The sequence below is a fragment of the Nonomuraea aurantiaca genome (assembly GCF_020215705.1).
In the GTDB taxonomy this organism is placed as follows: Bacteria; Actinomycetota; Actinomycetes; order Streptosporangiales; family Streptosporangiaceae; genus Nonomuraea; species Nonomuraea aurantiaca.
In genome coordinates this window covers 287,034-312,190 of record NZ_JAIWNB010000001.1, presented here as the reverse complement: position 1 = coordinate 312,190, position 25,157 = coordinate 287,034, and the positions used below count along the sequence as shown (strand labels likewise).

The 25,157-nt window shown below is 69.9% G+C and carries 26 protein-coding genes and 1 tRNA gene; 16 read left to right on the top strand and 11 right to left on the bottom strand.

Translation table 11 applies throughout. The features are described 5' to 3' along the window. Nucleotides 1–31: 31 nt before the first annotated feature. Nucleotides 32–2,521 (top strand): caspase family protein, encoded by a 2,490-nt coding sequence (locus LDL49_RS01455; RefSeq protein WP_225289015.1) that lies wholly within the window; start codon nt 32–34, stop codon nt 2,519–2,521. Nucleotides 2,522–2,655: 134 nt separating this feature from the next. Here LDL49_RS01455 and LDL49_RS01450 read toward each other — a convergent pair. The 7 genes from LDL49_RS01450 to LDL49_RS01420 all read right to left on the bottom strand — a co-directional run bounded on the left by LDL49_RS01450 (nt 2,656) and on the right by LDL49_RS01420 (nt 5,823). Then, nucleotides 2,656–2,727, bottom strand: a tRNA-Val gene (locus LDL49_RS01450). A gap of 17 nt (nt 2,728–2,744) precedes the next feature. Then, a complete protein-coding gene (locus LDL49_RS01445) occupies nt 2,745–3,686 on the bottom strand; it encodes an ROK family protein (protein WP_225289832.1) in 942 nt (313 codons plus the stop codon). Between the two features lie 154 nt (nt 3,687–3,840). Further along, nucleotides 3,841–4,167: a hypothetical protein gene (locus tag LDL49_RS01440; RefSeq protein ID WP_225289014.1), complete on the bottom strand. Its 327-nt coding sequence runs from the start codon at nt 4,165–4,167 to the stop codon at nt 3,841–3,843. Nucleotides 4,168–4,178: 11 nt separating this feature from the next. Further along, the gene (locus tag LDL49_RS01435) at nt 4,179–4,640 is read right to left on the bottom strand and encodes a peroxiredoxin (protein ID WP_225289013.1); all 462 of its coding nucleotides are present in this window, start codon (nt 4,638–4,640) and stop codon (nt 4,179–4,181) included. A gap of 37 nt (nt 4,641–4,677) precedes the next feature. Beyond that, the gene (locus LDL49_RS01430; protein ID WP_214635722.1) at nt 4,678–5,106 is read right to left on the bottom strand and encodes a DUF3052 domain-containing protein; all 429 of its coding nucleotides are present in this window, start codon (nt 5,104–5,106) and stop codon (nt 4,678–4,680) included. Nucleotides 5,107–5,223: 117 nt separating this feature from the next. Beyond that, nucleotides 5,224–5,631, bottom strand: coding sequence for a secondary thiamine-phosphate synthase enzyme YjbQ (locus LDL49_RS01425; RefSeq protein ID WP_225289012.1), 408 nt, complete (start codon nt 5,629–5,631; stop codon nt 5,224–5,226). A 9-nt stretch (nt 5,632–5,640) separates the two neighbouring features. Further along, on the bottom strand, nt 5,641–5,823 hold the full coding sequence (locus tag LDL49_RS01420; RefSeq protein WP_225289011.1) for a DUF1918 domain-containing protein: 183 nt from the start codon (nt 5,821–5,823) through the stop codon (nt 5,641–5,643). Nucleotides 5,824–6,311: 488 nt separating this feature from the next. Here LDL49_RS01420 and aceE point away from each other — a divergent pair, with 488 nt between their 5' ends. From aceE to LDL49_RS01405, 3 genes are all read left to right on the top strand, one after another. Beyond that, complete coding sequence (aceE, locus tag LDL49_RS01415) at nt 6,312–9,059, top strand: pyruvate dehydrogenase (acetyl-transferring), homodimeric type (protein WP_372470278.1); 2,748 nt, start codon at nt 6,312–6,314, stop codon at nt 9,057–9,059. A 153-nt stretch (nt 9,060–9,212) separates the two neighbouring features. Then, the gene (locus LDL49_RS01410; RefSeq protein ID WP_225289010.1) at nt 9,213–10,715 is read left to right on the top strand and encodes an alpha/beta hydrolase; all 1,503 of its coding nucleotides are present in this window, start codon (nt 9,213–9,215) and stop codon (nt 10,713–10,715) included. A gap of 15 nt (nt 10,716–10,730) precedes the next feature. Continuing rightward, nucleotides 10,731–11,474: a maleylpyruvate isomerase family mycothiol-dependent enzyme gene (locus LDL49_RS01405; RefSeq protein ID WP_225289009.1), complete on the top strand. Its 744-nt coding sequence runs from the start codon at nt 10,731–10,733 to the stop codon at nt 11,472–11,474. Nucleotides 11,475–11,625: 151 nt separating this feature from the next. Here the strand turns inward: LDL49_RS01405 and LDL49_RS01400 are convergent, their stop codons facing one another. The 3 genes from LDL49_RS01400 to LDL49_RS01390 form a co-directional block, all read right to left on the bottom strand. Next, the gene (locus tag LDL49_RS01400; protein ID WP_225289008.1) at nt 11,626–11,985 is read right to left on the bottom strand and encodes a VOC family protein; all 360 of its coding nucleotides are present in this window, start codon (nt 11,983–11,985) and stop codon (nt 11,626–11,628) included. A 77-nt stretch (nt 11,986–12,062) separates the two neighbouring features. Next, nucleotides 12,063–12,791, bottom strand: a complete 729-nt coding sequence (locus LDL49_RS01395; RefSeq protein WP_225289007.1) for a helix-turn-helix transcriptional regulator — start codon at nt 12,789–12,791, stop codon at nt 12,063–12,065. A 96-nt stretch (nt 12,792–12,887) separates the two neighbouring features. Continuing rightward, nucleotides 12,888–13,907 carry a PHP domain-containing protein gene (locus tag LDL49_RS01390; RefSeq protein ID WP_225289006.1) on the bottom strand — a complete coding sequence of 340 codons (1,020 nt, stop codon included), beginning with the start codon at nt 13,905–13,907 and terminating at the stop codon, nt 12,888–12,890. A 102-nt stretch (nt 13,908–14,009) separates the two neighbouring features. Here LDL49_RS01390 and LDL49_RS01385 point away from each other — a divergent pair, with 102 nt between their 5' ends. The 9 genes from LDL49_RS01385 (at nt 14,010) to LDL49_RS01345 (ending at nt 22,222) form a co-directional block, all read left to right on the top strand. Next, a complete protein-coding gene (locus LDL49_RS01385; protein ID WP_225289005.1) occupies nt 14,010–14,423 on the top strand; it encodes a hypothetical protein in 414 nt (137 codons plus the stop codon). A gap of 2 nt (nt 14,424–14,425) precedes the next feature. Continuing rightward, nucleotides 14,426–15,574: a glutathionylspermidine synthase family protein gene (locus LDL49_RS01380; RefSeq protein ID WP_225289004.1), complete on the top strand. Its 1,149-nt coding sequence runs from the start codon at nt 14,426–14,428 to the stop codon at nt 15,572–15,574. Then, nucleotides 15,571–16,002 (top strand): DUF350 domain-containing protein, encoded by a 432-nt coding sequence (locus LDL49_RS01375; RefSeq protein WP_225289003.1) that lies wholly within the window; start codon nt 15,571–15,573, stop codon nt 16,000–16,002. The genes LDL49_RS01380 and LDL49_RS01375 overlap by 4 nt, the downstream gene beginning before the upstream one ends. A gap of 119 nt (nt 16,003–16,121) precedes the next feature. Then, nucleotides 16,122–17,246, top strand: a complete 1,125-nt coding sequence (locus LDL49_RS01370) for a PucR family transcriptional regulator (protein WP_225289830.1) — start codon at nt 16,122–16,124, stop codon at nt 17,244–17,246. A 103-nt stretch (nt 17,247–17,349) separates the two neighbouring features. Beyond that, nucleotides 17,350–18,246 (top strand): ACP S-malonyltransferase, encoded by an 897-nt coding sequence (locus LDL49_RS01365; RefSeq protein ID WP_225289002.1) that lies wholly within the window; start codon nt 17,350–17,352, stop codon nt 18,244–18,246. Then, complete coding sequence (locus tag LDL49_RS01360; protein ID WP_225289001.1) at nt 18,243–19,199, top strand: beta-ketoacyl-ACP synthase III; 957 nt, start codon at nt 18,243–18,245, stop codon at nt 19,197–19,199. The genes LDL49_RS01365 and LDL49_RS01360 overlap by 4 nt, the downstream gene beginning before the upstream one ends. Before the next feature lie 88 nt (nt 19,200–19,287). After that, nucleotides 19,288–19,527, top strand: coding sequence for an acyl carrier protein (locus tag LDL49_RS01355; RefSeq protein ID WP_225289000.1), 240 nt, complete (start codon nt 19,288–19,290; stop codon nt 19,525–19,527). Nucleotides 19,528–19,564: 37 nt separating this feature from the next. Then, entirely contained in the window at nt 19,565–20,797 is a 1,233-nt protein-coding gene (gene fabF, locus LDL49_RS01350) for a beta-ketoacyl-ACP synthase II (RefSeq protein ID WP_225288999.1), read from the top strand. Beyond that, a complete protein-coding gene (locus LDL49_RS01345; RefSeq protein WP_225288998.1) occupies nt 20,798–22,222 on the top strand; it encodes a carboxyl transferase domain-containing protein in 1,425 nt (474 codons plus the stop codon). A 130-nt stretch (nt 22,223–22,352) separates the two neighbouring features. Here LDL49_RS01345 and LDL49_RS01340 read toward each other — a convergent pair whose 3' ends face one another. After that, nucleotides 22,353–22,847, bottom strand: coding sequence for a DUF3145 domain-containing protein (locus tag LDL49_RS01340; RefSeq protein WP_225288997.1), 495 nt, complete (start codon nt 22,845–22,847; stop codon nt 22,353–22,355). 175 nt (nt 22,848–23,022) lie between these two features. Between LDL49_RS01340 and LDL49_RS01335 the strand changes: the two genes are divergently transcribed. From LDL49_RS01335 to LDL49_RS01325, 3 genes are all read left to right on the top strand, one after another. Next, complete coding sequence (locus LDL49_RS01335) at nt 23,023–24,036, top strand: S8 family peptidase (protein ID WP_225288996.1); 1,014 nt, start codon at nt 23,023–23,025, stop codon at nt 24,034–24,036. A 74-nt stretch (nt 24,037–24,110) separates the two neighbouring features. Further along, nucleotides 24,111–24,647, top strand: a complete 537-nt coding sequence (locus LDL49_RS01330; RefSeq protein WP_225288995.1) for an RNA polymerase sigma factor — start codon at nt 24,111–24,113, stop codon at nt 24,645–24,647. After that, nucleotides 24,644–25,090, top strand: coding sequence for a hypothetical protein (locus LDL49_RS01325; RefSeq protein ID WP_225288994.1), 447 nt, complete (start codon nt 24,644–24,646; stop codon nt 25,088–25,090). The genes LDL49_RS01330 and LDL49_RS01325 overlap by 4 nt, the downstream gene beginning before the upstream one ends. Nucleotides 25,091–25,157: the final 67 nt, after the last annotated feature.

The window sequence follows — 25,157 nt, the reverse complement described above, 5'->3', positions numbered from 1 at the left end:
TTGAGGCGTCCTGTCTCCGCGGGGTGGGCTCATGACGGGTGAGACGATCCGGCTGCGCGTTCAGATGACCGACACCGCCGCCGATGCGCAGGACCTGGACCAAGCCACTGCCAGCCTCAAGGACGAGCTGCTGGGACTGGACGTGGTGGTAAGCGCCGAAGAAGGGGCGGAAGCTCCCGAGGGCGCCCGGGGGGACCTGACGTTCACGCTCGGCGGACTGGTGATCGGGCTGGCAGGTACGGAAGTGCTCGCCACGATCGTGAACGCGGTGACCGCCTGGCTCTCTCGCAACCAGCACCGTTCGGTCAAGCTGGACGTAGAGGGTGACGTCCTGGAGGTGACCGGGATCGCGTCCAAAGAACAACGCGAGCTCATCGACGTGTGGTTACACCGTAGGCAGCCGGACACACCTGCGCCGGCAGGTCGGCGTGTGGCGCTGATCGTGGCCAGCGACGAGTACGGTGATCCCGGGTTGCGGCGACTGCGGGCGCCGGCCCTCGACGCCGAAGCACTGGCCGGCGTGCTCGGGGACGCGGCCATCGGCGGGTTCGAGGTACGTACGATGCTGAACGAGTCCACCGCTGTCATCAACGAGGCTGTCGAGGAATTCTTCGCCGACCGGCACCCCGACGACTTGCTCCTGCTGCACTTTTCCGGCCACGGGGTCAAGAACGACAACGGCGAGCTGTACTTCGCCACCCCCAGCACCAAGCTCAACCGCCTCGGCGCCACCGCTGTGTCCGCCGAGTTCGTCAACCGGCTGATGAGCCGCAGCCGATGCCGGCGCATCGTGTTGCTGCTCGACTGCTGCTACGCGGGCGCGTTCGGGCGCGGCGCGCTCTCACGGGCGGGCTCGGACCTCCACGTCGAGGAGCAGTTCGGCGGGCGCGGGCGGGTGGTCATCACCGCGTCCAACGCTCTGGAGTACGCCTTCGACGGACCCGAACTGGCCGATGCCCGGGACACGTCGCCTTCGGTGTTCACCAGCGCGCTCGTGGAGGGGCTCGAGACGGGCGACGCCGACCGTAACCAGGACGGCTATGTGGGCATCCACGAGCTGTACGACTATGTCTACGACAAGGTGCGAACCGGCACGCCCAAGCAGACACCGGGCAAGTGGACGTTCGACGTGCAGGGGGATCTGGTCATCGCGCGACGCAGCCGGCCCGTGAATCGGCCAGCGCCGTTGCCGCCCGAGCTCCAGGAGGCCGTCGACCATCCGATCGCGGATATCAGGGCCGGTACGATCGATACGCTGGCCCGGCTGCGGCGCAGTCGCCACGCGGGTCTGGCCTTGGCGGCCCGGCTGACGCTGGAAAGGCTGGCCGACGACGACAGTCGAATGGTCTCGGCCGCCGCGGCGCAGGCCCTCGGCGCCGACACGCGGGCACACTCCCCTGCCTCGACTTTCACTCCTACCGCTCCGCCGGCAGTACCACGACCGTCATCATCGGCGGCGGCCGCGAAGGGCGCAGGCGATCAGCCCGCAGGGGAGTCCGTGACGCTCGCTCCCACAACTGAGTCGGCAGGGGAGTCCGTGACGCCTCCCACAACCGAGTCGGCAGTCGTCCGGCGATCCCCCGTGCGGCGAGACGAAGACGAGGTCGTTCCCCGAGACACCTTCGCGAGTGGGCGTCGCCCGTGGACTCCGACCTTGCGCGCCCTCGCCTTCCTGTCCGCGCTGCTCCTGATGGTCGGTCCGATGGCTCGCGAGTCCGGTATCGGATACCTCTGGCTGCGGGGCGGCGTCGAGCCGACGTGGTTCATGCTGTTCGTGGGCACCGCGATTGTGGTCGGTCTGCTCAGAGAAGGCCGGCCACGTACGGTGATACTGGGTGCCGCGGCCGGCCTGGCCGCGCTCCACGTGGGCCTGTTCGCCCAGATCATCGCGATCGCTCGCCTGCAAGCCCCGTTCGAGGTGCTGATGACTCTCATGGGCACGGTGCTCATCCTGCTGGTGGTGCTCGTGGAGATGGCCTTGGCCCTGGAGGGCCCGGCCAGGGTCGTCGCGGCCGTCGCCGGCCTGTTGGCAGTGACAGTGACGGTCATCGATCTGATGATTCCCATCCCGGTGGCCGAGGTGGACGGCCCGACAATCGGATCGATGACAATCCTGGTCCTCATCGGCGCGCTCGTTGTCCGCGTGAGCCTGGACACGGGGCGGCAAAGAGCCTGGCGGTCGATCGTGCTGGGTATGACGGCCACGGTTCTGGTCGCCTTCGGCGTCCTCGGTCCCCCGAGCGGCGACAGTCCTGGAAGTTCGTGGGTACCCGCGTATCTCCCGGTCCTGCTGGTGTTGTTCGTCGTGGAGTCCCAGGTGACGCACGACCGGCTGGAACTGCTGGCCGGCGTCCAATTCATGGTGATCGCGGGCTTGATCCGCAACTTCGCGCTGGTGCCGACCGGGCCGGCGTTCCTGGTGCTGATGCTGACCGCGGCGGCGTTGGCGGGTGCTGCCGCGTACCTCGAGCGAGCGCCGGAACGGGCGCGGGTGAGCGCAAACCTCAGGATGATGTCCTGAGTTACCAGGGGAGGCGTAGGCGGGGTACGGCCCGCGCAGTGAGCAGGCCGTCCTCCCGCACCCTCAGCCAGGAGACGATGTCTCCCATCCCGCAGGCGCTCCGCTCATGATCACGAGCGGAGCCTTCTCACAGGTGGGCGGTACTGGGTTCGAACCAGTGACCCCTCGCTTGTAAGGCGAGTGCTCTACCGCTGAGCTAACCGCCCCTGATCGGCACTACACCTTACGACACCAACGGCTCCGATCGCACATCCACCACCCACCCGGCCCCCAGGTCTTCCCGGCCGGCCGCGCGCCAGCCCAGCAAGGCCGCCCCCAGCATGCCGGCGTCGACGCCCAGAGCGGCGGGCAGCAGGGGTGGGGCGTCTCGGAAGGCGAGGCGTTTGACGAGGCGGGTGCGGACGGGGTCGAAGAGGGCCGGGCCCGCCTCGGCCAGGCCGCCGCCCAGGACGATCATGGAGGGGTCCAGGAGCAGGGTGTACGTGGCCAGGGCCAGCGAGAGGGCCTCCACCGCCTCGTCCCACACCTCTACGGCCAGGGGGTCGTCCGAGGAGACGACCTGTTCGGCGCGGACGTCCTTCAGGCCGGAGCGGAGGCTGTAGCGCCGGCCGACCGAGGCCGCCGACGCGTACGTCTCCAGGCAGCCGAACTGGCCGCACGCGCACTCCTCGCCGTCCGGGAAGACCGGGATGTGGCCGATCTCGCCGCCCCAGCCGGAGGAGCCGCCGTACGGCTCGCCGTGGACGATCATGGCGCCGGCGATGCCCGTGCCGATGGGCAGGAAGAGGAAGTCGGAGACGCCGCGCCCCGCGCCGAGGACGCTTTCCGCGAGGCCGCCGGTACGTACGTCGTGACCCAGCATGACCGGCACGTCGAGCGCGGTGAAGTCGGAGGCCTGGACGTCACGCCAGCCGAGGTTCGCCGCGTAGACGGCCACGTCCTCGGACACCAGCCCAGGCACGGCCAGTCCGACGCCTGCCGGGATGCCGTCGCCGGAGGCGGCCAGGTGGCTGATGAACTCGCGGATGGCGGCCACGACCGCTTCCGGGCCCTCCGTACGCGGAGTCGGGCAACGCTCGCTCAGCAGCACCGCGCCGGACTCGCTGACCAGGCCGCCCTTCATGGACGTGCCACCGACGTCGAGCGCCACCACGAACGAACTCATTGCAGACACGCAGGAGACGATAGCGCAGCTCAGCAAATGTCTGGATAAAGGCGGGCTGCGCCCCCGACGCCCCCAGGGCTTCGCCTCCAACGCCCCCAGCGCTTCGCCCGCGACGCACCCAAGGCCGCGCCCCCGGCGCCCTCGGCGCCCCAGGTCAGGCCCGGCCGAGTACCCGGTTCAGCGCCGCCTCGACCTCGGCCGAGAGGCCCGGCGGGGCGCCCGAGCCCGCCATCGCGTCCGACCCCACGAACGCGTCCGCCCGCGCCTGCCGCACGGCCCCGCAGGCCCTGCACTCCACCTCACCCAGCCGGCAGATCAGCGCCGTGGACCCGCACGTGCCGCACGCGTCGAGGTCGAGGTCGTGCAGCCGTTGACAGTCCGGGCAGATGAGCACCTGCGTCTCGCGGCGTACCCCCCGCTTCCACGGGCTGGCGCCACGGACGGGGTCCGTCTGCCGGGCCCCGCAGCGGTAGCAGGGCATCGTTTCCTCCGTTAAGAAATGTCGGCGAGTGCCTTGACGTAATCGGCTACGTCACGTGCCTGGCTGGTCGGATTGACCACCGACCACCGGATCACGCCCGCGCCGTCGATGATGAAGGTCCCCCGCAGAGAAACCCCCTTCTCGTCATCGAACACACCGTACGCCCGCGCGACCTGTCCATGTGGCCAGAAATCGGAGAGCAGAGGGAACGCGTAACCCTCCACGTCCGCCCAGGCGCGATGGGTGAACATGGAGTCGACCGAGACGGTGAGGAGCGCCGCGTCAGCCAGGGATTCCTGGGCATCGCGCAGCGCCGACAGCTCCCGATGGCACACGCCACTGAAGGCAAGCGGATAGAAGACCAGCACGACCTTCCTCCCCCGGAGGCCCGACAGCTTCACCGGAGTGCCGTGCTGGTCCCGCAGTTCGAAGTCTGGAGCAAGCGCGCCGACCTCGGCAGGACGTTCGTTCACACACGCCATCCTGCCGCATGGCAGGCGCTCAGGCTCCCTAGCGCCGGCCCTTCGGCGAGACCAGTCTGGTCCCTGACCAGTCAGGCGCGGCGGAGATGCTGCTGGTCTGCGAGAGACCCGCGGTAGCGGCATCCTCCCCGATGTCGCTCGGCTCCACATGGCCGTCGCGCCCGGCCTTGGGAGTCAGCAGCCAGATCTGGCCGGCCTCGGCGAGGGCTCGCATGGCGTTGGTGAGGACGTCGAAGAGATCGCCGTCGCCGTCGCGCCACCACAGCAGCACCACGTCGACTACGTCGTCGGTCTCCTCGTCCAGCAACTCGTTACCGGTCAGGTCCTCGATGGAGTCGCGAAGCTCGTCGTCGACGTCCTCGTCCCAACCGATCTCCTGCACCACCTGACCCGGCTTGAGGCCGAGCCGTTCGGCCAGGCCGCGCTCACTTTGCGCCTGACCCGCGGTCGCGCTCACGTTTATCCCTCCTGCTTGAGTGGCCCCGCATATGCGGTTTATCGCTTCGGGACAGTCCACACGCTGTGACCCTTAGTCGTCAACGGTCGCCACGGGTACGGCCGTAGTCGGGCCGTATCAATCCGACAGAAACGACAGGCGGACCTGGCGTTGCGGGTTGTCGACATTAAGGTCGACGATTGCGATGGACTGCCAGGTGCCCAGTGCCAGACGCCCGCCGAGTACGGGGATGGTCGCGTACGGCGGGATTAGCGCGGGCATGACGTGTGACCTGCCATGACCGGCCGACCCGTGGGCGTGACGCCACCTGTCGTCGGCCGGGAGCAGATCGCGCAAGGCGGCGACGAGATCGTCATCACTGCCCGACCCCAGCTCCATCAGTGCCACCCCGGCCGTCGCGTGCGGTACGAAGACGTGCAGCAGCCCGTCCTCCCCCAGCGTCCGCACGAAGTCCGCGCAGTCGGAGGTGATGTCGTGCACCGTCTCCCGTGAACCCGTGGCCACGGAGATGATCTGAGATCTCACACACGAATTCTACTTAGGTACGACGACCGCATCAGGGCCGGGAAACACCAGCCCGGTGTGCCCGTCGTCGAACCGCACGATGTACGGGGGCCCACCGTCGGTGCCGTGGACCTCGATGATGATGCCACCGTGGTCCCGCTCGCCGACCGTGTTGCCGTGCACCAGCAGCCGGTCGCCTATCGTCGCGTTCATATCTCCAGACTCGTACGGAGAGCGCCGTTCGAAAAGAGGGACACACTCCTCCCTCCGTAGGGAGAGGGAGAATCCTGACCGAAACGTTACGCTGGCAGGATGCGGCGCTTCGAGCCGCACCTGTCATCCCCCTGCCGCTGTCGTGCTGGTCAAGGGCGGGATCGTCGCCCCCGACCCGCCGCCGGCGAGAGTGCTCAGAGGCTTGCGGCTAGACTCGCCCGGCGCATCGCGCCCCGGTGGTCCCTTCGACGGACCCTCCACGCCACGCCCGGCGAAATTTCGTAGCTTTTCCGGTCTTGTTAAATTGACGGGCCAAGGTAACCTTGGCCGGGATTCGTCCTACCATCGGTGGTCTAGGCCACTGATCGTGACCCTGCCAGCAGGGACACACTGGTTACCGGCCAGTAGAGATGCACTTTCTACGGTAAGCGACCAGGATGGAAGGCGACCCAGACCAGACATCAGTCATCCTCGGAAGGCGAGACCCAGTGGCTTCCGGACGCCAGCGATTCTCGATCATCAGCGACGGCCTACCCAGCCAACTGCCTGATGTCGACCCCAGTGAGACCAACGAGTGGCTCGAGTCCCTCGACAACGTCGTCAAGACGGAGGGCCGCAGCAGAGCTCGCTACTTGATGCTCCGCATGCTGGAGCGCGCCCGCGAGCACCAGGTCGGCGTGCCGGGCCTGCGCAGCACCGACTACATCAACACGATCCCGCCGGAGCGCGAGCCCTGGTTCCCCGGCGACGAGCACGTCGAGCGGCGGATCCGCGCCTACATCCGCTGGAACGCCGCGATCATGGTGTCCCGCGCCAACGCGCGCACCAACGTGGGCGGCCACATCGCCACCTACGCCTCGGCCGCGTCGCTCTACGAGGTGGGCTTCAACCACTTCTTCCGCGGCAAGGACCACGGCGAGTCGGGCGACCAGGTCTTCTTCCAGGGCCACGCCGCGCCGGGCATCTACGCCCGCGCCTACCTGGAGGGCCGCCTCAACGAGGCGCAGATGGACGCGTTCCGGCAGGAGCTCTCGCACGGCTTCCACGGCCTGCCCTCCTACCCCCACCCGCGGCTCATGCCCGATTTCTGGGAGTTCCCGACCGTCTCCATGGGCCTGGGCCCGATCGGGGCGATCTACCAGGCGCGGTTCAACCGCTACCTGCTCAACCGCCAGATCAAGGACACCAGCCGCAGCCACGTATGGGCGTTCCTGGGCGACGGCGAGATGGACGAGCCCGAGTCGCTCGGCGCGATCGGCCTGGCGGCCCGCGAGGAGCTCGACAACCTCACCTTCGTCATCAACTGCAACCTGCAGCGGCTCGACGGCCCGGTACGCGGCAACGGCAAGATCATCCAGGAGCTGGAGTCCTACTTCCGGGGCGCCGGCTGGAACGTCATCAAGGTCGTCTGGGGCCGCGACTGGGACCCGCTGCTGGCGGCCGACGTCGACGGCGTGCTGGTCAACCAGATGAACACCACGCCCGACGGCCAGTTCCAGACCTACTCCGTCGAGTCCGGCGGCTACATCCGCGACAACTTCTTCGGCGGCGACCCGCGCCTGCGCAAGATGGTCGAGCACATGTCCGACGACGACATCCGCAAGCTGTCGCGCGGCGGTCACGACTACCGCAAGGTCTACGCGGCGTTCAAGGCGGCCCGTGAGCACGTCGGCCAGCCGACGGTCATCCTGGCCCAGACCATCAAGGGCTGGACGCTCGGCAAGGACTTCGAGGCGCGCAACGCCACCCACCAGATGAAGAAGCTCACCAAGGCCGAGCTCAAGGAGTTCCGCGACCGGCTCTACCTGCCGATCCCCGACTCCGCGCTCGAGGGCGAGCTGCCCCCCTACTTCCACCCGGGCGAGAACGACCCCGAGATCGAGTACATGCGGGAGCGCCGCGCGGCCCTGGGCGGCGTGCTGCCCAAGCGCGTCATGCGCGCCAAGCCGGTCAAGCTGCCCGCCGACAACGTCTACGAGCAGTTCGGCAAGGGTTCGGGCAAGCAGCAGGTGGCCACCACGATGGCCTTCGTGCGCCTGCTGAAGGACCTGATGCGCGACAAGGAGATCGGCCACCGGTTCGTGCCGATCATCCCCGACGAGGCCCGTACGTTCGGCCTCGACGCGATGTTCCCGACGGCGAAGATCTACTCCCCGCACGGCCAGACGTACGAGGCCGTCGACAGGGAGCTGCTGCTGTCGTACAAGGAGGCCGTCCAGGGCCAGATCCTGCACGAGGGCATCAGCGAGTCGGGCTCGATGGCCTCGGCGATCGCGGCGGGCACGGCCTACGCCACGCACGGCGAGCACATGATCCCGGTCTACATCTTCTATTCGATGTTCGGCTGGCAGCGCACCGGCGACCAGATGTGGCAGATGGCCGACCAGATGGGCCGCGGTTTCCTGCTCGGCGCCACGGCCGGCCGCACCACGCTCAACGGCGAGGGCCTGCAGCACGAGGACGGCCACACGCCGCTGATCGCCTCGACGAACCCGGGCGCCCTCTCCTACGACCCCTCGTGGGCGTTCGAGGTCGCGCACATCGTCAAGGACGGCCTGCGCCGGATGTACGGCGAGCAGCAGGAGAACGTCTTCTACTACCTGACCGTCTACAACGAGCCCTACACGCAGCCCCCGCAGCCGGCGGACCTCGACGTGCAGGGCCTGCTCAAGGGCCTCTACCGGTTCGCCGAGGGGCCGCAGACGCAGGGACCGAAGGCCAACATCCTGTCGTCGGGCGTAGCGGGACCGTGGGCCGTCGAGGCCCAGCGGCTGCTGGCCGAGGACTGGGGCGTGTCGGCCGACGTGTGGTCGGCGACTTCCTGGACCGAGCTGCGCCGCGACGCGCTGGCGTGCGAGGAGCACAACCTGCTCAACCCCGACGCCGAGCCGCGCGTGCCGTACGTCACCCAGGCCCTCTCCCAGGCCGCCGGCCCGTTCGTGGGCGTCAGCGACTACATGAAGGCCGTACAGGACCAGATCGCGCAGTGGGTGCCGGGTGACTGGTCCTCGCTGGGCACCGACGGGTTCGGCCTGTCCGACACCCGCTCGGCGCTGCGCCGCCACTTCCACGTCGACGCCGCCTCGATCACGCTGGCCGTGCTGACCAGCCTGGTCAAGCGCGGCGAGCTCGACGGCGAGGTGCTGCGCGAGGCGATCGCCCGCTACCACCTCAAGAACGGCGTCACCGAGGCCGGTGGCGCGGAGAGCAACGACACCCAGTCGATGGGCGTCTGAGCGCACAACCTGACGGCGACGCCCCCGCGGAAGGTCTTCCGCGGGGGCGTCGCCATTTTCCGTCAGGAGGGGTACGTGCCGCCTCGCGCCGTTGATACGCACTCACGTATTGTGGGGAAAACTTCCCCCGGAGCTATCGAGGGGGAGATGGACATGCGACGCGTCCTTGCCGTTGTCACGCTGGCCACATCGGCTGCTGCCTGCATGAGCGCACCGACGAAACCGGCTGTGGATGGAGACACCGGCGCCGCCGAGCAGATCGCCTGGGGGCCGTGCACGGACCTCAAGCGGCCCGACGGGCAGCGACCGGCCAGGCAGGACACCTCGGTGCGGTGCGCCAAGCTGGCGGTGCCCCTCGACTACGCCGATCCCGGTGGAGACAAGATCGAGATGGCGCTCATCAAGATCCCCGCCACCGACCAGAGCAAGCGGCTGGGCTCACTGGTGTTCAACTTCGGCGGGCCGGGGGGCTCCGGCGTCGACACCCTTGACCAGGCCGCCAAGTCGCTCTCCAGCCTGCGCTCCCGTTACGACCTGGTCAGCTTCGACCCGCGCGGCGTGGAGCGGAGCTCGGGGGTGCGCTGCGGCGACACTGCCGAGCTGGACAAGTACATGGCCCTCGACACCCTGCCCGACAACGAGCAGACCCGCGCGGAGGGTGACGCGGCCAACAAGGAGCTGGCCCAGCACTGCGAGAAGGACTCCGGCAAGATCCTGCCGTACGTCGGCACGGTCAACGCCGCCCGCGACATGGACCGGCTGCGTACCGCGCTGGGCGACGAGAAGCTCAACTTCGTCGGCATGTCGTACGGCACGCAGCTGGGCGCCGTCTACGCCACCAAGTTCCCCACGAGGGTGGGCCGCATGGTGCTCGACGCCCCCCTCGACCCCACGGTCACGTTCGAGCAGCGCACCCTGGCCCAGACCCGCGGCTTCCAGCACGCGTACCAGAGCTTCCTGAAGTCCTGCGTCAAGGACCGCTGCGAGGTCGGCAAGGACGTGCCGACCGCCGCCGCGAACGTCGGCCGGCTAATGAACCAGCTGGCCGTCAAGCCGCTCAAGGTCGGCCGGCGCGACCTCACCCAGGGCCTGGCCTCCACCGGCGTCGCCGCCGCCCTCTACTCCGAGTTCGCCTGGCCGTTCCTGGGCAACGCGCTCGGCGCGGCGCTCAAGGGCCAGGGGCAGGCGCTGCTCTACCTGGCCGACTCCTACACCGGCAGGTCCCCGGACGGCACGTACTCCACGCAGATGACCAGCTTCCCGGCCATCACCTGCGCCGACACCTCCGAACGGCCCGACCTGGCCACGCTGCGGCGCACCGAGGACGCGGCCGTGAAGGTGTCGCCGCTGTTCGGCAGCGAGGGCCCCGGCGGGCTGTGCGCCGTCTGGCCGGTCAAGGGCGACGACGAGGCCAAGCACGTAGACGCGACCGGCTCGGCGCCGATCATGGTGGTGGGCGGCACGGGCGACCCCGCCACGCCGTACGAGTGGGCGCCCAAGCTGACCGCGCAGCTCAAGACGGCCACACTGGTCACGTACGAGGGCGAGGGGCACGGCGCCTACCTGTCGGGCAACAAGTGCGTCAAGCGGTTCGTCGACTCCTACCTGCTGGCCGGGAAGATGCCCGGGCGGGGTGCCACCTGCAAGTCGGTCTGATCTAGTCTCGGTCACGTGACGGACTATCCCCGGCTGGTGGAGAGCGAGAGCGCGCGGCTGGCCGAGCTGGCCACCGGAGCCGATCCCGGTACCCCGGTGCCGCACTGTCCCGGCTGGACCCTGGCGGACCTGATCACGCACGTCGGCACGCTGCACCGGTGGGTGGTGCACATCGTGGAGACGGGGCGGCAGGAGCCGATCTGGTCCCGCCAGGTGCCCAACGGCCTGGCCGAGGGGCAGCGCGGCGATCCGGCCTGGCTGGGCTCGGGAGCCCGGGAGCTGGTCGCCACGCTGCGTGCGACCGACCCGGACACGCCCGTCTGGGCCTGGGGCGGCGATCAGCGCGTGAGCTGGTGGGCCCGCCGGATGCTGTTCGAGCTGGTCGTGCACCGCTGTGACGCCGAGCTCGCGGTCGGCGTGGCGCCCGTCGTCGAGGCGCCGGTCGCGATCGACGGGATCGAGGAGTTTCTGGAAACGCTGCCGTACGCGTTCTGGGTGGCCAAGCGCCTGGCGGCGCTCGACGCGGAGGGGGCCACGATCCACCTCCACGCGAGCGACGCCGACGGCGAATGGACCCTCACCCAGGGCCCGGCGGGCCGGATCAGCTGGGCGCGCGGCCACGCCAAGGGCGACGCGGCCGTCCAGGGCCCGGTGAGCGACCTGCTGCTGATGTTGTACGGCAGGCGCTCACCCGACGCGCTGACCGTCCACGGCGACCGCGCCTTCCTGGACCGCTGGCTCGCGACCGCCGCGCTGTGATCAGCACGAGGTGGTCGATGGTGAGGCCCTGGACGCGCCGCCACTCGGCGGTCGGCGGCGAGTCCAGGGCGGGTGACCGCTCGCCAGAGCGGCTCGCGCGCGTGCCCCGGTCGGCGGGGAAGGTGCCTTCCTGGGTGCACGCCCGGTCAGGTCACCTGCGGTGGAAGACCCCGAAGAGGTTGCCCGAGCTGTCCTGGAGGTAGGCGAAGTCGGTGCCCGCGCCGTCGTCGATGACCTTCGTGACGACCTTGCCGCCGAGCGACTCGGTCTCACGGCACTTCTCCTCCACGTCGGCCACCTGCACGTGGAAGATCGCGTGGCCGGGGAACTCGCCCTTGGTGTTGAAGAGGCCACCCCCGGACTGCTCCGCACCCGGATAACCGATCATCCGGTAGTCGATCGGACCGCTCTCGGAAGCGCTGAACGTCCAGCCGAACAGCCCGCCATAGAACCGCTGGGCACCTTCGGGGTCGTCGGTCGCGACCTCGAACCAGGTAACCGTGTTGTCCATCGTCGTCTCCCTAGTTTCTCGAACAGGACTACGATCTAACGGATAGGCGACAACACTATGTCGGTGTTTTCGAATGATTAATCGAGCACCGTGCCGTGCACGAACATGTCCGGGATGTCAGTGGAGAACCTCTCCAGCGGCCGGTCGGGGCAGCGCTCGGCGATGACCGAGGCCGAGGCGATCCGGTCGAGGCGGAAGACCCGTACGTCATCGCGCAGGCGGCACCACGCCACGAGATACCAGAAACCACCGCGGCCGCCCAGGAACACACCGGGCTCGACGTCGCGCGAGGTCAGCGCCCCCTTGGCGTCGGCGTAGTCGATCCTGAGCACGCGCCGGCATTGCAGGGCCTCCTCGATCGCCCGGGAGATGCCCTCGCCGCCCAGCGGCTGGATCTCGGTGCCCGGCTCGGCCGCCGGGGTGACCATCCGGACCCGGCGCGCCAGCTCCCTGGCCAGCTCGCCCTCCCGCCCCGGCATGGCCGCGACGACCTTGCGCAGCGCGCTGCGCGCCTGCCTGCCGAACGGCTGGTCACCCGCCCGGCTCAGCGCCACGGCGATGGCGACCGCCTCGGCGGGGGTGAAATTGAGCGGGGGTAACGACATCTTCTTGTCGATCGCGTAGCCGCCCTTGCGCCCCGCTTGGGCGTAGATCGGCACGCCTGACTCCTGCAGCGCGATGATGTCGCGCTCGATCGTGCGGGCGCTGACCTCGAACCGCCTGGCCAGCTCGCGGGCCGAACGGCAGCGTGGCGAGATCGCGCGCAGGTCCTCGACGAGCGCGTAGAGCCGGTCGGTACGGTTCACACTCGTGACGTTACGCCGCGCCACCGACAATCGCGGGTCGCAAACCCCTTACCAGGCAGGCGATCCCGGTTTCAAGCGTGACGCGCCGACAAAGGTTCAAGCGTGACGCGCCAGCAGATCGGCGAGCGGCCAGGTGTTGACGATCCGCGCCGCCTCGATGCCGCACTGGGCGGCGCGCTCGCAGCCGTGGCGCTGCCAGTCGAGCTGGCCGGGCGCGTGCGCGTCGGAGTCGATCGCGAAGTCGCAGCCCATCTCGTAGGCCAGCCGCAGCAGCCGTTTCGGCGGGTCGAGCCGGTCGGGCCGCGAGTTGATCTCGACCGCGACCCCGAACCGCCGGCACGCCTCGAAGACCAGCTCGGCGTCGAAGTCCGACTCCGGCCGCACCCGGCCCCGCCGGCCGCCCGCCTGCACGACCCGCCCCGTGCAGTGGCCGAGCACGTCCACGTGCGGGTTCGAGATCGCCGTCACCATCCTGCGCGTCATCTCGTGGCCGCTCATCCGCAGCTTGGAGTGCACGCTGGCCACCACCACGTCGAGCCGCTCCAGCAGCTCGGGCTCCTGGTCCAGGGTGCCGTCCACGTTGATGTCGACCTCCACACCGGTCAGGATCCTGAACGGCGCGAACCGCTCGTTGAGCCGTTCGACCTGGTCGAGCTGCCTCTTGAGCCGGTCGGCGGACAGCCCGTTGGCCACGGTCAGGCGGGGCGAGTGGTCGGTCAGCGCCCAGTACGCGTGGCCGAGCGCCTCGGCCGCCTCGGCCATCTCCTCGATCGGCGAGCCGCCGTCGGACCAGTCCGAGTGGCTGTGCAGGTCGCCCTTGAGCGCCGCCCTGAGCGCCGCGGTCTCGTCGTCGAGGTCGGCGCCCTCGGTGGCGCGCATCCTGCGCAGGTACGTGGGCACGTCGCCGTCCAGCGCCTCGGTGATCGCCAGGGCGGTGACCTTGCCGATGCCCGGCAGCTCGGTCAGGCCGCCGACCCGTGCCAGCCGTACCAGCTCGTCGGGGGGCAGGTCGGTGACGACGGCGGCGGCGTTGCGGAAGGCCCGCACGCGGTAGGTGGGCTCGCCGGCCCGTTCGAGCAGGTAGGCGATCTCGCGCAGCGCCTCGACGGGTGTCATGTGTTGATACGTACCCAAGCCGAGGGCAAGCGGCCGGTTGTAAGCATTGAAGCGTTACGACGTGCGGCTATAGGCTGTTCGGCCAATGAAAGCAGGAGCTTGATGGGTTACTCGCCGCCCGTTCCGCCTCCCTCGCCGGAGGCCCCCAAGCGGTCGAAGGCGTCGAAGGTGGTCACGCTGTCCGTCCTCGGCATCGTGTCCGTCCTCTTGGTGGGCTACTGCTCGGCCCAGAACGACGACGACGTGACAGCCGACTGCGTCGACATGAACAACCAGCTGAGCGACGGCTCGTACGAGGTCGTCGACGAGTCCCTCTGCGACGATGACGACGACGGCACCTCCCACTTCTACGGCGGCTCACGCGGCGCCTACCACTGGTACTACGGCGGCACCAGGATCGGCACGCGCGTCCGCGCCGGCACCAGCTACCGCCCCTCCGACGTGAACATCTCCAGCCGCAAGGGCCGCGACATCCAGCGCGGCGGCTTCGGCAGCCACTGGAGCGGCGGCGGCTGACGGTGCGACGCGACCACGGCGCCCCCAGGAACGGCTGGGAGAAGACGATCGAGAGCCATGGGCTGGCCTACCACCGGGCCGCCCATCCGGAAGGGCTCACCCGTCCCTACTGGGACGAGTCCGTCCACTACGTCTTCTCGCTGGAGGAGGTGGAGGCGCTGGAGGAGCAGGTCGAGGAGCTCCACGGGATGTGCCTGCACGCCGTCGAGCACGTCGTCTCGACCGGGCGCTACGCCGACTTCGCCATCCCCGACTGGGCGCGGGACGACGTGGCACGCTCCTGGGAGCGGCGCGACCAGCACCTGTACGCCCGCTTCGACCTGCGTTACGACGGCACAGGGCCGGCCAGACTGCTGGAGTACAACGCCGACACCCCCACCTCCCTGGTCGAGTCGTCGGTGGCGCAGTGGTTCTGGCTCAAGGACGTCCACCCCGCGGACGACCAGTGGAACTCCATCCACGAGCGGCTCGTGGACCGCTGGCGGGAGCTGACCCTGCCCGCGGGGCCCGTCCACTTCGCCTGGACGAACATGGACGAGACCGGCGAGGAGGCGATGACCCTGGCCTACCTCCAGGAGACCGCCGAGCAGGCCGGGCTGAGCACGGTCGCCGTCGCCATGGAGGACATCGGCTGGGACGCGCTCAACCGCCGCTTCGTCGACGTCGAGGAGCGGATGATCCGCTCGGCGTTCAAGCTCTATCCGTGGGAGTGGATGCTGGCCGACCCGTTCGGGCGGCAGGCCGTCCGGCACGCGACCTGGATCGAGCCGCTGTGGAAGACCCTGCTGTCGAACAAGGCGCTGCTGGCCGTCCTCTGGGAGCTCTACCCGGACCACCCCAACCTGCTGCCGGCCTATCTCGACGGCCCCCGCGACCTGGACTCCTACATCGCCAAGCCGCTCCTGGGCAGGGAGGGCGCGTCGATGCGCATCGTCACGCCGGACGGCACCCAGGAGACGCCCGGCTCCTACGGTCAGGAAGGCTACGTCTACCAGGGGTTCGACGCCCTGCCCGACTTCGAAGGCGAGCGGCCGGTGCTCGGCGCCTGGGTGATCGCCGACGAGGCCGCCGGAATGGGTATCAGGGAGACTACCGGCCTGATCACCGACGACACCTCTTCCTTCGTCCCTCACCGAATCGAGCACCCATGACCCTGCTGGAAACCCTCGCCCGCGGCGCGGGCGCCATCGCCGCCTACGCCGCCGTGGGCGTCGTGCTGCTCATCGTCGGCTTCTACGTGATCGACCTCGCCACACCGGGCAAGCTGAGCTCGGTCATCCGCACCGAGCGCAACCCCAACGCCACGCTGCTGGCCACCTCGGCGCTGGCCGCGGTGGGCCTGATCGTCGCGGCCTCCATCTGGTCGTCGGGCGGCCGGCTCACCGAGGGCCTGGCGGGCACGGTGGTCTTCGGGCTGGTCGGCATCGTGGTGCAGACCGTCGCCATGCTCGTCTTCGACAAGCTGGTCGGCATCTCGGTACGCGATCTGGTCAAAGAGCCCGAGCTGCAGCCGGGCGCCCGGCTGCTCGCCGTCACCCACGTCGCCATCGGGCTCATCACCGCCGTCGCGGTCATCTGACCCCGACCCTTCCATGACCTCGGCCGTGCTCGCGTCGCGGTCATCTGACTCCACCTGGCACTCTAGGAGGCGTGACAGATCGGACCCGGGAGGACACCACGCGCAGGCTGGAGCGGGCCATGGGCTCGCTCGGCACTGCGGCCATGGCGCGCATGGACGATCAGCTGCCGTGGTTCCGCGCCCTCAGCGCCGAGGACCGCTCCTGGGTGGGACTTGTGGCGCAGGCCGGCATCGCCGCGTTCGTGGAGTGGTTCCAGCACGCGGGCGAGAACCGGCCCACGCCCAGCATCGAGTTCTTCGGCACCGCGCCGCGCGAGCTGAAGCGGTCGATCTCCCTGCAGCAGACCGTCGACATCGTCAGGGTCGTCGTGGAGGTGGTCGAGGCGCAGACCGACGAGCTGGCCGCGCCGGGCGGCGAGGACCAGCTGGAGCAGGCCATGCTCCGCTACACCCGCGACGTGGCCTTCGCCGCCGCCCACGTCTACGCCCGCGAGGCGGAGGCCAGGGGCTCGTGGGACGCCCGGCTGGAGGCGCTGATCGTCGACGCGCTGGTGCGCGGCGAGGTCGACGACGGGCTGCACTCCTGGGCCGCCGCGCTGGGCTGGACCTCCTCCCCCGTCGTCGTGATCGCCGGCCGCGCCCCCGAGGGCGACCCGCGCGCGGTGATCGACGGGCTGCGTGAGAAGGGCCGCCGCATCGGCATGGACCTGCTCGCCGGCGTGCAGGCCGACCGGCTGATCGTGATCGTGGGCGGCGCCGACAGCGTGGACGCCGCGGCCAAGCAGGTCGTGGCCCGCTTCGGTGAGGGGTCGATCGTCATCGGCCCGGAGGTGCCCGACCTGCACGCCGCCGCCAGATCGGCCAAGGCGGCGCTGGCCGGGCTGAAGGCGTCGTCCGGCTGGCCCGACGCGCCCCGCCCGGTGCACGCCGACGACCTGCTCGCCGAGCGGGCGCTCGACGGTGACGACGACGCCAGGGAGCAGCTCATCGAGAACGTCTACCTCCCGCTGGCCGGCACCCCGCTGCTCGATACGCTGGCCACGTACCTGGAGCAGGGCACCTCGCTGGAGGCCACCGCCCGGCTGCTGTTCGTCCACCCCAACACCGTGCGCTACCGGCTCAAGAAGATCACCGAGCTGACCGGCTACCAGCCGACCGAGGGCAGGTCGGCCTTCACCTTGCAGGTGGGGCTGATTCTCGGCAGGCTGGCGGAGAGCGCTGTTACCTGGCGCGCCCTAACGTAATTGCCCCGAAACCCCCACTGTAGGATTCCTACAAAACCCCTGGGACGAAGTTCGTACGGATCCTTATCCGCGTGTCGAACCTCTACAGGGCAGTGTTGATGTTGTGCTTGTACTCGTCGCCCCGGGCCAAGGTGCCCAGACTCCAGGCTTCCTGACACCCTGGCTCGAACTCCCCGGCTTCGCGGATCGGATGACCGCGTGGTCCGAGGTCGTGGGCCTCGATCTGATCACCTATGGGACCAAGGCCGACGCCGACGAGATCCGTGACACCGCGGTCGCCCAGCCGCTGCTCGTGGCCGCCGCGATGGCCTCGGCCGAGGTGCTCGGCGCGGCCCCCGACCTGCTGGCGGGCCACAGTGTCGGCGAGTTCGCCACGGCGGCGCTGGCCGGCGTGCTGACCCCCGAGCAGGCGCTGAAGCTGGTGCGCGAGCGCGCCCAGGCCATGGCCAAGGCCGCCGCCGTCACCGAGACCGGCATGACCGCGGTGCTCGGCGGCGTGGAGGACGAGGTGCTGGCCGCCATCGACAAGCACGGCCTGACGCCCGCCAACGTCAACGGCGCCGGCCAGATCGTCGCGGGCGGCACGCTGGAGCAGCTGGCCGCCTTCAAGGAGGACGGGCCGGCCCGTGCCAGGCTGATCGCGCTCTCCGTCGCGGGCGCCTTCCACACCGTGCACATGGCTCCGGCCGTCGACCACCTGCGTACGGCCGCCGAGGGCATCGCCCCCGCCGACCCGCGGGTCAAGCTGCTGTCCAACGCCGACGGCGAGGTCGTCACCGACGGCGCCGTGCTGATGCGGCGCCTGATCGACCAGGTCAGCAGCCCCGTCCGCTGGGACCGCTGCATGGCCACGATGGCCGACCTGGGCGTCACCGGGATGATCGAGCTGCTGCCGGGCGGCACGCTGACCGGCCTGGCCAAGCGCGCGCTGCGGGGCGTACGCACCGTGGCGCTGAAGACACCCGACGATCTAGACGCGGCCAGGGAGCTGACCAAGTGAGGATTCCCGACATCGCCCCGGGCGCCAAGGTGCTGGCCCTCGGCCACTACCAGCCGTCCAACGTCGTCACCAACGACGACCTGGCCAAGACCATGGACACCAACGACGAGTGGATCCAGTCACGCGTCGGGATCAAGGAACGCCGGGTCGCCGGCGCCACCGAGTCCGTCGAGGACATGGCCGTGCAGGCCGGCGGCAAGGCGCTGGCCGCCAGCGGCCTGTCGGCCGGTGACATCGACCTGGTCATCGTCGCCACCTGCACGCTGGAGAGCCAGATCCCCAACGCCTCGGCCGTCGTGGCCCACCGCCTGGGCATCAAGGCGCCCGGCGCGTTCGACGTGAACGCCGCCTGTGCCGGCTTCTGCTTCGCGCTCGGCGTGGCCAGCTCCGCCATCCGCGCCGGCTCGGCCAGGCACGTGCTGGTCATCGGCGCCGAGAAGCTGTCCCAGTGGATCGACTGGACCGACAGGTCCACCGCCGTGATCTTCGCCGACGGCGCGGGCGCCGCGGTGGTGGGCCCCTCCGGCACGCCCGGCATCGGGCCGGTCGTCTGGGGCAGCTCGGGCGACAAGTCCGACGCGATCATCATCAACGACCGCAACGACTCCCTCCATCAGGAGGGTCAGACCGTGTTCCGCTGGGCCACCACCGCGCTGCACCCGGTGGCCAAGGAGGCCTGCGAGCGCGCCGGGGTCGACCCCTCGGAGCTGGCGGCCTTCGTACCTCACCAGGCCAACCTGCGCATCATCGAGGCGATCGCCCGCAAGATCGGCGCCGACCAGGCCGTCATCGGGCGCGACATCGTGACCGCCGGCAACACCTCCGCCGCGTCCATCCCGCTCGCGCTCTCGCGCATGCTGGAGCGTGGCGAGGTGCGCTCGGGTGAGCTCGCGCTCATCCTCGGCTTCGGCGCGGGCCTGACCTATGCGGGTCAGGTCATCGAGATTCCGTAGGATCCGGTACGGCTCATTCCGTACCCGTCAGAGCTTGTACGGCCTGAGCCGTACAGAACCAGAAAACAGCAAAAGGAGAAATAGCGACATGGCTGCCACCGAGCAGGAGATCCTCGAGGGCCTCGGCAAGATCATCAACGAGATCACCGGTATTCCGGCGAGCGACGTCACCCCCGAGAAGAACTTCGTGGACGACCTCGACATCGACTCCCTGTCCATGGTCGAGATCGCCGTGGCCGCCCAGGACGAGTTCGGCGTCGAGATCCCGGACGACCAGCTCAAGAACCTGAAGACGGTCAAGGACGTCCTTACCTTCATCCAGAACTGACCTCACTCCCCACCTGATCGACAAGGAGCGCGAAAACGTGAGTGCAAACCGGGTACGTGTCGTGGTCACCGGGCTCGGCGCGACGACGCCCGTCGGTGGAGACGTCACCTCGACCTGGTCGGCGCTCCTCGCCGGTCAGTCGGGCGTCGAGAGCATCACCGCGGACTGGATCGACACCGTCCCCGTGAAGTTCGCGGGGACGGCCGCGGTCGATCCGACCGAGGTGCTGGCCAGGCCCGAGGCCCGTCGCCTCGACCGCAGCGAGCAGTTGGCCATGGTCGCCGCTCGCGAGGCCTGGCAGGACGCGGGCGCCCCCGAGGTGGCGCCCGAGCGGCTCGGCGTCGTGGTGTCCTCCGGCATCGGCGGCATCACCACCACGCTGTCCGCCTACGACACCTACAAGGAGCGGGGCTGGAACCGGCTCTCGCCCTTCACCGTGCCGATGCTGATGCCCAACGGCCCGGCCGCCTGGATCGGTCTCGATCGCGGCGCCCAGGCCGGCGTGCACGCGACCGTGTCGGCCTGCGCGTCCGGCGCGGAGGCCATCGGCTACGCGATGGACATGATCAGGTCCGGCCGCGCCGACGTGGTGATCGCGGGCGGCACCGAGGCGGCGATCCACGGCCTGAACGTGGCCGCCTTCGCCGCCGCGCGCGCCATGTCCACCCGCAACGACGACCCCGCGGGGGCGTCGCGGCCGTGGGACCGCGATCGTGACGGGTTCGTGCTCGGCGAGGGCGCGGGCATCATCGTGCTCGAGTCCGAGGAGTACGCCCGTGCGCGCGGCGCGCGGATCTACGCCTACGCCTCGGGCGTCGGCTACTCCGCCGACTCCCACCACATCACCCAGCCCGAGCCGGAGGGCCGGGGCATCAGCATGGCGATGACCCAGGCGCTCAACGACGCGGGCATCACCGGCCAGGACGTCAAGCACGTCAACGCGCACGCCACCTCCACCCCGGCGGGCGACGTCATCGAGGTGCAGGCGGTGGCCAAGGCCATCGGCACGCACCCGCTGGTCACCTCGACCAAGTCCATGACCGGCCACCTGCTGGGCGGCGCGGGCGGCATCGAGTCGGTCTTCACGATCAAGGCGCTCCAGGAGCGCATCGTGCCGGCCACCATCAACCTGGACAATCTCGACGACGGCATCGAGGTGGACCTCGTCTACGGCGAGAACCGCCCGCTGCCGGAAGGCGACCTCGCCGCGGTCAACAACTCGTTCGGATTCGGCGGTCACAACGTGGCGGTCGTGTTCAAGGGGGCTTAGATGACTGTGCTCGACAATCGGGTGGCGCCGCAGGACTCCGATCAGGAGCCCGCCGATCCCCGTGATCCGGTCGTCAGGCTGACCGCGCTGCTCGACGAGGGCTCGCTGCGGTTGATCACTCCCGAGGACAAGAGCGGCGTGCTGGCCGCCATGGGCCGCGTCGAAGGTGTCCCCGTCGTCGCCTTCTGCAGTGACGCCCGCTTCCAGGGCGGCGCGATGGGCGGCGAGGGCTGCGAGCACATCGTGCACGCCTACGACGTGGCCGTCCGTGAACGGGTGCCGGTCATCGGGATCTGGCACTCCGGCGGTGCGCGACTCGCCGAAGGCGTCGAGTCGCTGCACGCCGTCGGCCGGGTCTTCGCCGCGATGACCAAGGCCTCGGGCGTGGTGCCGCAGATCTCCGTGGTCGTCGGCCCCGCCGCCGGTGGCGCCGCCTACGGCCCGGCGCTGACCGACCTGGTGATCCTGGCCGACTCCGGCCGCATCTTCGTCACCGGCCCCGACGTGGTCCGCAGCGTCACCGGCGAAGACGTCACCAGTGCCGCGCTGGGCGGCCCCGAGCCGCACAGCAAGCGCAGCGGCGTGGTCCACGTCGTCACCAAGTCCGAGACCGACGCGCTGCTGCGCGCGCGGCAGCTGGCCGTGCTCCTCGGCCACCAGGGACGGGTGCGCACCACGGGCATCGACGAGGTCGACTTCTCCACGCTGCTGCCGGAGTCGGCGCGGCGGGCGTACGACGTCAAGCCGCTGGTGAACGGCCTGCTCGACGAGCCGGGCATCGAGCTGCACCCCAAGTGGGCGCCGAACATCGTCACGTCGCTGGGCCGCCTCGGTGGCCGGACGGTCGGCGTGATCGCCAACAACCCGCTGCGGCTGGGTGGCTGCCTCGACGCCACGTCCGCCGAGAAAGCTGCCCGCTTCGTTCGTATGTGTGACGCTTTCGGCGTCCCATTGGTTGTCCTGGTCGACGTGCCGGGTTATCTCCCGGGTGTCGGACAGGAGCACGACGGCGTGGTCCGCCGCGGCGCCAAGCTGCTGCACGCCTTCGCCGAGGCGTCGGTGCCGCGCGTCACGCTGGTCACGCGCAAGGCGTACGGCGGCGCGTACATCGCCATGAACTCCCGCGCGCTGGGCGCCACCAAGGTGTTCGCCTGGCCGACGACCGAGGTCGCGGTCATGGGCGCGGTCGCGGCGGTGCGCATCCTGAAGCGGCGCGAGCTGGCCGCGGCCCCCGAAGAGGAGCGGGCCGAGCTGGAGCAGCGGCTGGCCGAGGAGCACGAGAAGCTGGCCGGCGGGCTTGAGCGGGCGCGGCAGCTGGGCGTGATCGACGAGGTCATCAAGCCGGAGGAGACCCGGGGGGCGATCGCCAAGGTCCTCGCCCAGGCCACCCCGGCCAGGGGTGCCCACGGGAACATCCCCCTGTAACCGCATGAGAAGGGCCCCGCACCTCCTGGGTGCGGGGCCCCTTCGCGTTCTGGCACGTCTCTCGGACGTTGTGGCGTGTCCCTCAGACGGGCGCCGGCGTGTGTGTGCTTCAGGCGGCGTCGTGCGTGTCTCAGACGGCGGCGTGCAGCCAGCGGACGGGTGCGCCGTCGCCCGCGTACCTGAACGGCTCCAGCTCCTCGTCCCACGGCCGGCCGAGCAGCTTGTCCAGCTCGTCCTCCAGCACCGCGCGCCCCTGGGCGGCCATCAGCATCGCGGTGCGCAGCCGGTCCTCGGGGATCATGATGTCGCCCGCCGCCCCGACGACCGCGCTGTAGGCGCCGAGCGTCGGCGTATAGGCATGCCGGGACCCGTCGACCCCCGGTGAGGCGTCCTCGGTGATCTCGAACCGGATGCGCTGCCAGCCCATGAGGGAGGAGGTGATGGCCGCCGCGATGCCCGGGCGACCCTCCCACTCCGCCTGCGCGCGCACGACGTTGGGCGCGGCGGGTTGCGGCGTCCACGTCAGGTCCACGGGTACGCCAAGAACACCCGCGACCGCCCATTCGATATGAGGGCACAGCGCGGGCTGAGCTGAGTGGACGTAGAGCACGCCACAAGCAGACACCGGACCTCCCGATTCGGTACGAGGTGCGCCTTCCCCAACGGCCTCGCCCCGGGATGATCACAAGTGACTAGGGAGAGACTACCGTCGGTCGCTACCGGGCACCAGAGGGGGGCCATACCAACTTGGTGCCGCAGGGGCGTGTGACACGCGGGTGAGCGCGGAAAGATACCCGCTCATGGACATCCAATCTGTCGGCGAGTCGCTCATACGGCCAGGTCAGATACTGACCGACCGGGGAGCGCTGTCCGCCGCGGCTCGCTGGACCCAGGCCGTCGCTGACGCCGACGGCGTCTGCGTGATCCACCTGTCACCTGGCGTCGACCCCATCGAGATCACCATGGACCTGCGGGAGCGCGGCTTCAGAGCCTCCCCCAACCATCTGCTCACGGGGCAGCCGCTGTTCTGGGGCGGGCCCGCGTCCCGGCCGTTCCCCACCCCGGCCGTACCGTACAGACCGGGCAGGGCGCGTTCGGACATCGTCGTGGGCCTGCTCGACACCGGGATCGGCCCGCACCCGTGGTGGGCCGACAGCGATTGGTACAAGGAGCAGCCCAGGGACGACCCTGAGATGCTCGAAGGCCCCCAGGCGGGCCACGGGACCTTCCTCGCCGGGCTGCTGCTGCGGCAGGCGCCGGGCGTGTCGCTGCGGGCGTGGCGGGTGCTCGACGGGCAGGGCGTCGGCGACGAGGCGGGCGTGGTCCGCGCCCTCAACCGGCTGCGCGAGCGCCCGCCCCAGGTCCTGAACCTGTCCTTCGGCTGCCACACCTTCGACGACCGGCCGCCGCCCCTCCTGGCCGACGCGCTGCGGAGCCTGACCGACACCGTCGCGGTGGCCTGCGCCGGCAACACCGCGAGCGACCGGCCGTTCTGGCCGGCCGCGCTGTCGGAGGTCGTGGGCGTGGGCGCGGTCGACGCGACGCAGGAACACCGGGCGCCGTTCTCCGCCTACGGCTCCTGGGTCGACGCGTGCGCCCGTGGCGAGTGGCTGGCCAGCAGCTTCCTGGAGCGCGACGACTTCGCCGGCTACGCCGTCTGGAGCGGCACCTCCTTCGCCACGGCCCTGGTCGCGGGCGCCATCGCGGCCGCCGCGAGGGACCTTCCCGCCAAGGAGGCGGCCGGGCGAGTCCTTGACCCTGAGACGACCCGGCAAATTCCCGATCTGGGAGTTCTCATCAGGTCGAGTCTGTAGAGTTTACGCTCAGTCCTCGGCCAATCACGAGGAGGCAGGGTGGCCTCCTCGTCCGTCACGGCGAAGGAGGCCGCATGCACGAGCCACGCGATCCTGCGGAACTGCTCAAGGCTGCGGCCGAAGACGACCACACGGCCTGGGACCAGCTTGAGTCCAGGTTCGGCTCGCGCATGTGGGCTGTCGCCCGCGCGTGCGGGCTGAACGAAGCCGATGCGGCGGACGCGGTCCAGGGTGCCTGGCTGCGCCTGCTCGAAAACCTTCACACCATCAGGGAACCATCAGGCGTCGGCGCGTGGCTGGCGACGACCACGCGTCGCGAGGCGCTTCTGATCATCAGGAAGGAACCACCCGGATTTCCGTCCTTCGACGTCGTACACGACCCTGATCCGGCGACTGCCGTCCTGGAGGCCGACGGCAGACACCTGCTTTGGAAATCGGTCTCCGCCATGCACGAGCCCTGCCGCACCCTCCTCCAGCTGGTGGCGACGGATATGGGGAGCCAGCAGGTGGCGATGCGGCTCGGCATGCCCGTGGGCACCGTGGGTCCAACCAGGATCCGGTGCCTGGAAAAACTGCGCACCCTGCTCTCACTACAGGAGACGGTGCAATGATCAACGATGAGTATTTCCTGGCGGCTCTCCGGCTCGCCGCCGGGAGCGATCCGATCCCTGGGCATGTTTCCGCCGCCGCACGCGATGCCTTCGGACTCCGGGTCTCTCAAGCGGTGACCGCTCCGCCCGCCGACTGCGCCGCACCCCGTGGCGTACGAGGCGGCGACGGTCCCGGCATGATCCGCTTCGTCGCGGCCGGCCTCACCTTCGATCTGGAGGTGACGGTGGGCGACGGACTCATCGACGTCGCGGGACAAGTGTTCCCGCATCCCGGCGAGGGCAGCCACGTCGATGTGAGGACCCCGCATCTGACGCTCACCAGGCGTCTTGCGCGTTCGGGCCAGTTCGCGGTCACCGGCCTGCCTCCGGGCTGGCTCAGCGTGGTCTGCCACCGGCCCGGCTTCGCACCCGTCCAGACCAGGTGGGTGCGGATCCGCCCATGACCGACCGGGAGCCAGGCACCGCGTCCTACCCCCTGGCTCCCAACCCCTCCTCCAAGAAGCCCAAGGC

Bases quoted from the DNA above. Each gene is read 5' to 3' on its own strand.
- LDL49_RS01455 (WP_225289015.1), top strand. From the start codon at position 32: ATGACGGGTGAGACGATCCGGCTGCGCGTTCAGATGACCGACACCGCC.
- LDL49_RS01445 (WP_225289832.1), bottom strand. From the start codon at position 3,686: ATGAGTTCGTTCGTGGTGGCGCTCGACGTCGGTGGCACGTCCATGAAG.
- LDL49_RS01440 (WP_225289014.1), bottom strand. From the start codon at position 4,167: ATGCCCTGCTACCGCTGCGGGGCCCGGCAGACGGACCCCGTCCGTGGC.
- LDL49_RS01420 (WP_225289011.1), bottom strand. From the start codon at position 5,823: ATGAACGCGACGATAGGCGACCGGCTGCTGGTGCACGGCAACACGGTC.
- LDL49_RS01410 (WP_225289010.1), top strand. From the start codon at position 9,213: ATGCGACGCGTCCTTGCCGTTGTCACGCTGGCCACATCGGCTGCTGCC.
- LDL49_RS01400 (WP_225289008.1), bottom strand. From the start codon at position 11,985: ATGGACAACACGGTTACCTGGTTCGAGGTCGCGACCGACGACCCCGAA.
- LDL49_RS01390 (WP_225289006.1), bottom strand. From the start codon at position 13,907: ATGACACCCGTCGAGGCGCTGCGCGAGATCGCCTACCTGCTCGAACGG.
- LDL49_RS01385 (WP_225289005.1), top strand. From the start codon at position 14,010: ATGGGTTACTCGCCGCCCGTTCCGCCTCCCTCGCCGGAGGCCCCCAAG.
- LDL49_RS01375 (WP_225289003.1), top strand. From the start codon at position 15,571: ATGACCCTGCTGGAAACCCTCGCCCGCGGCGCGGGCGCCATCGCCGCC.
- LDL49_RS01370 (WP_225289830.1), top strand. From the start codon at position 16,122: ATGGGCTCGCTCGGCACTGCGGCCATGGCGCGCATGGACGATCAGCTG.
- LDL49_RS01355 (WP_225289000.1), top strand. From the start codon at position 19,288: ATGGCTGCCACCGAGCAGGAGATCCTCGAGGGCCTCGGCAAGATCATC.
- LDL49_RS01345 (WP_225288998.1), top strand. From the start codon at position 20,798: ATGACTGTGCTCGACAATCGGGTGGCGCCGCAGGACTCCGATCAGGAG.
- LDL49_RS01335 (WP_225288996.1), top strand. From the start codon at position 23,023: ATGGACATCCAATCTGTCGGCGAGTCGCTCATACGGCCAGGTCAGATA.
- LDL49_RS01330 (WP_225288995.1), top strand. From the start codon at position 24,111: ATGCACGAGCCACGCGATCCTGCGGAACTGCTCAAGGCTGCGGCCGAA.
- LDL49_RS01325 (WP_225288994.1), top strand. From the start codon at position 24,644: ATGATCAACGATGAGTATTTCCTGGCGGCTCTCCGGCTCGCCGCCGGG.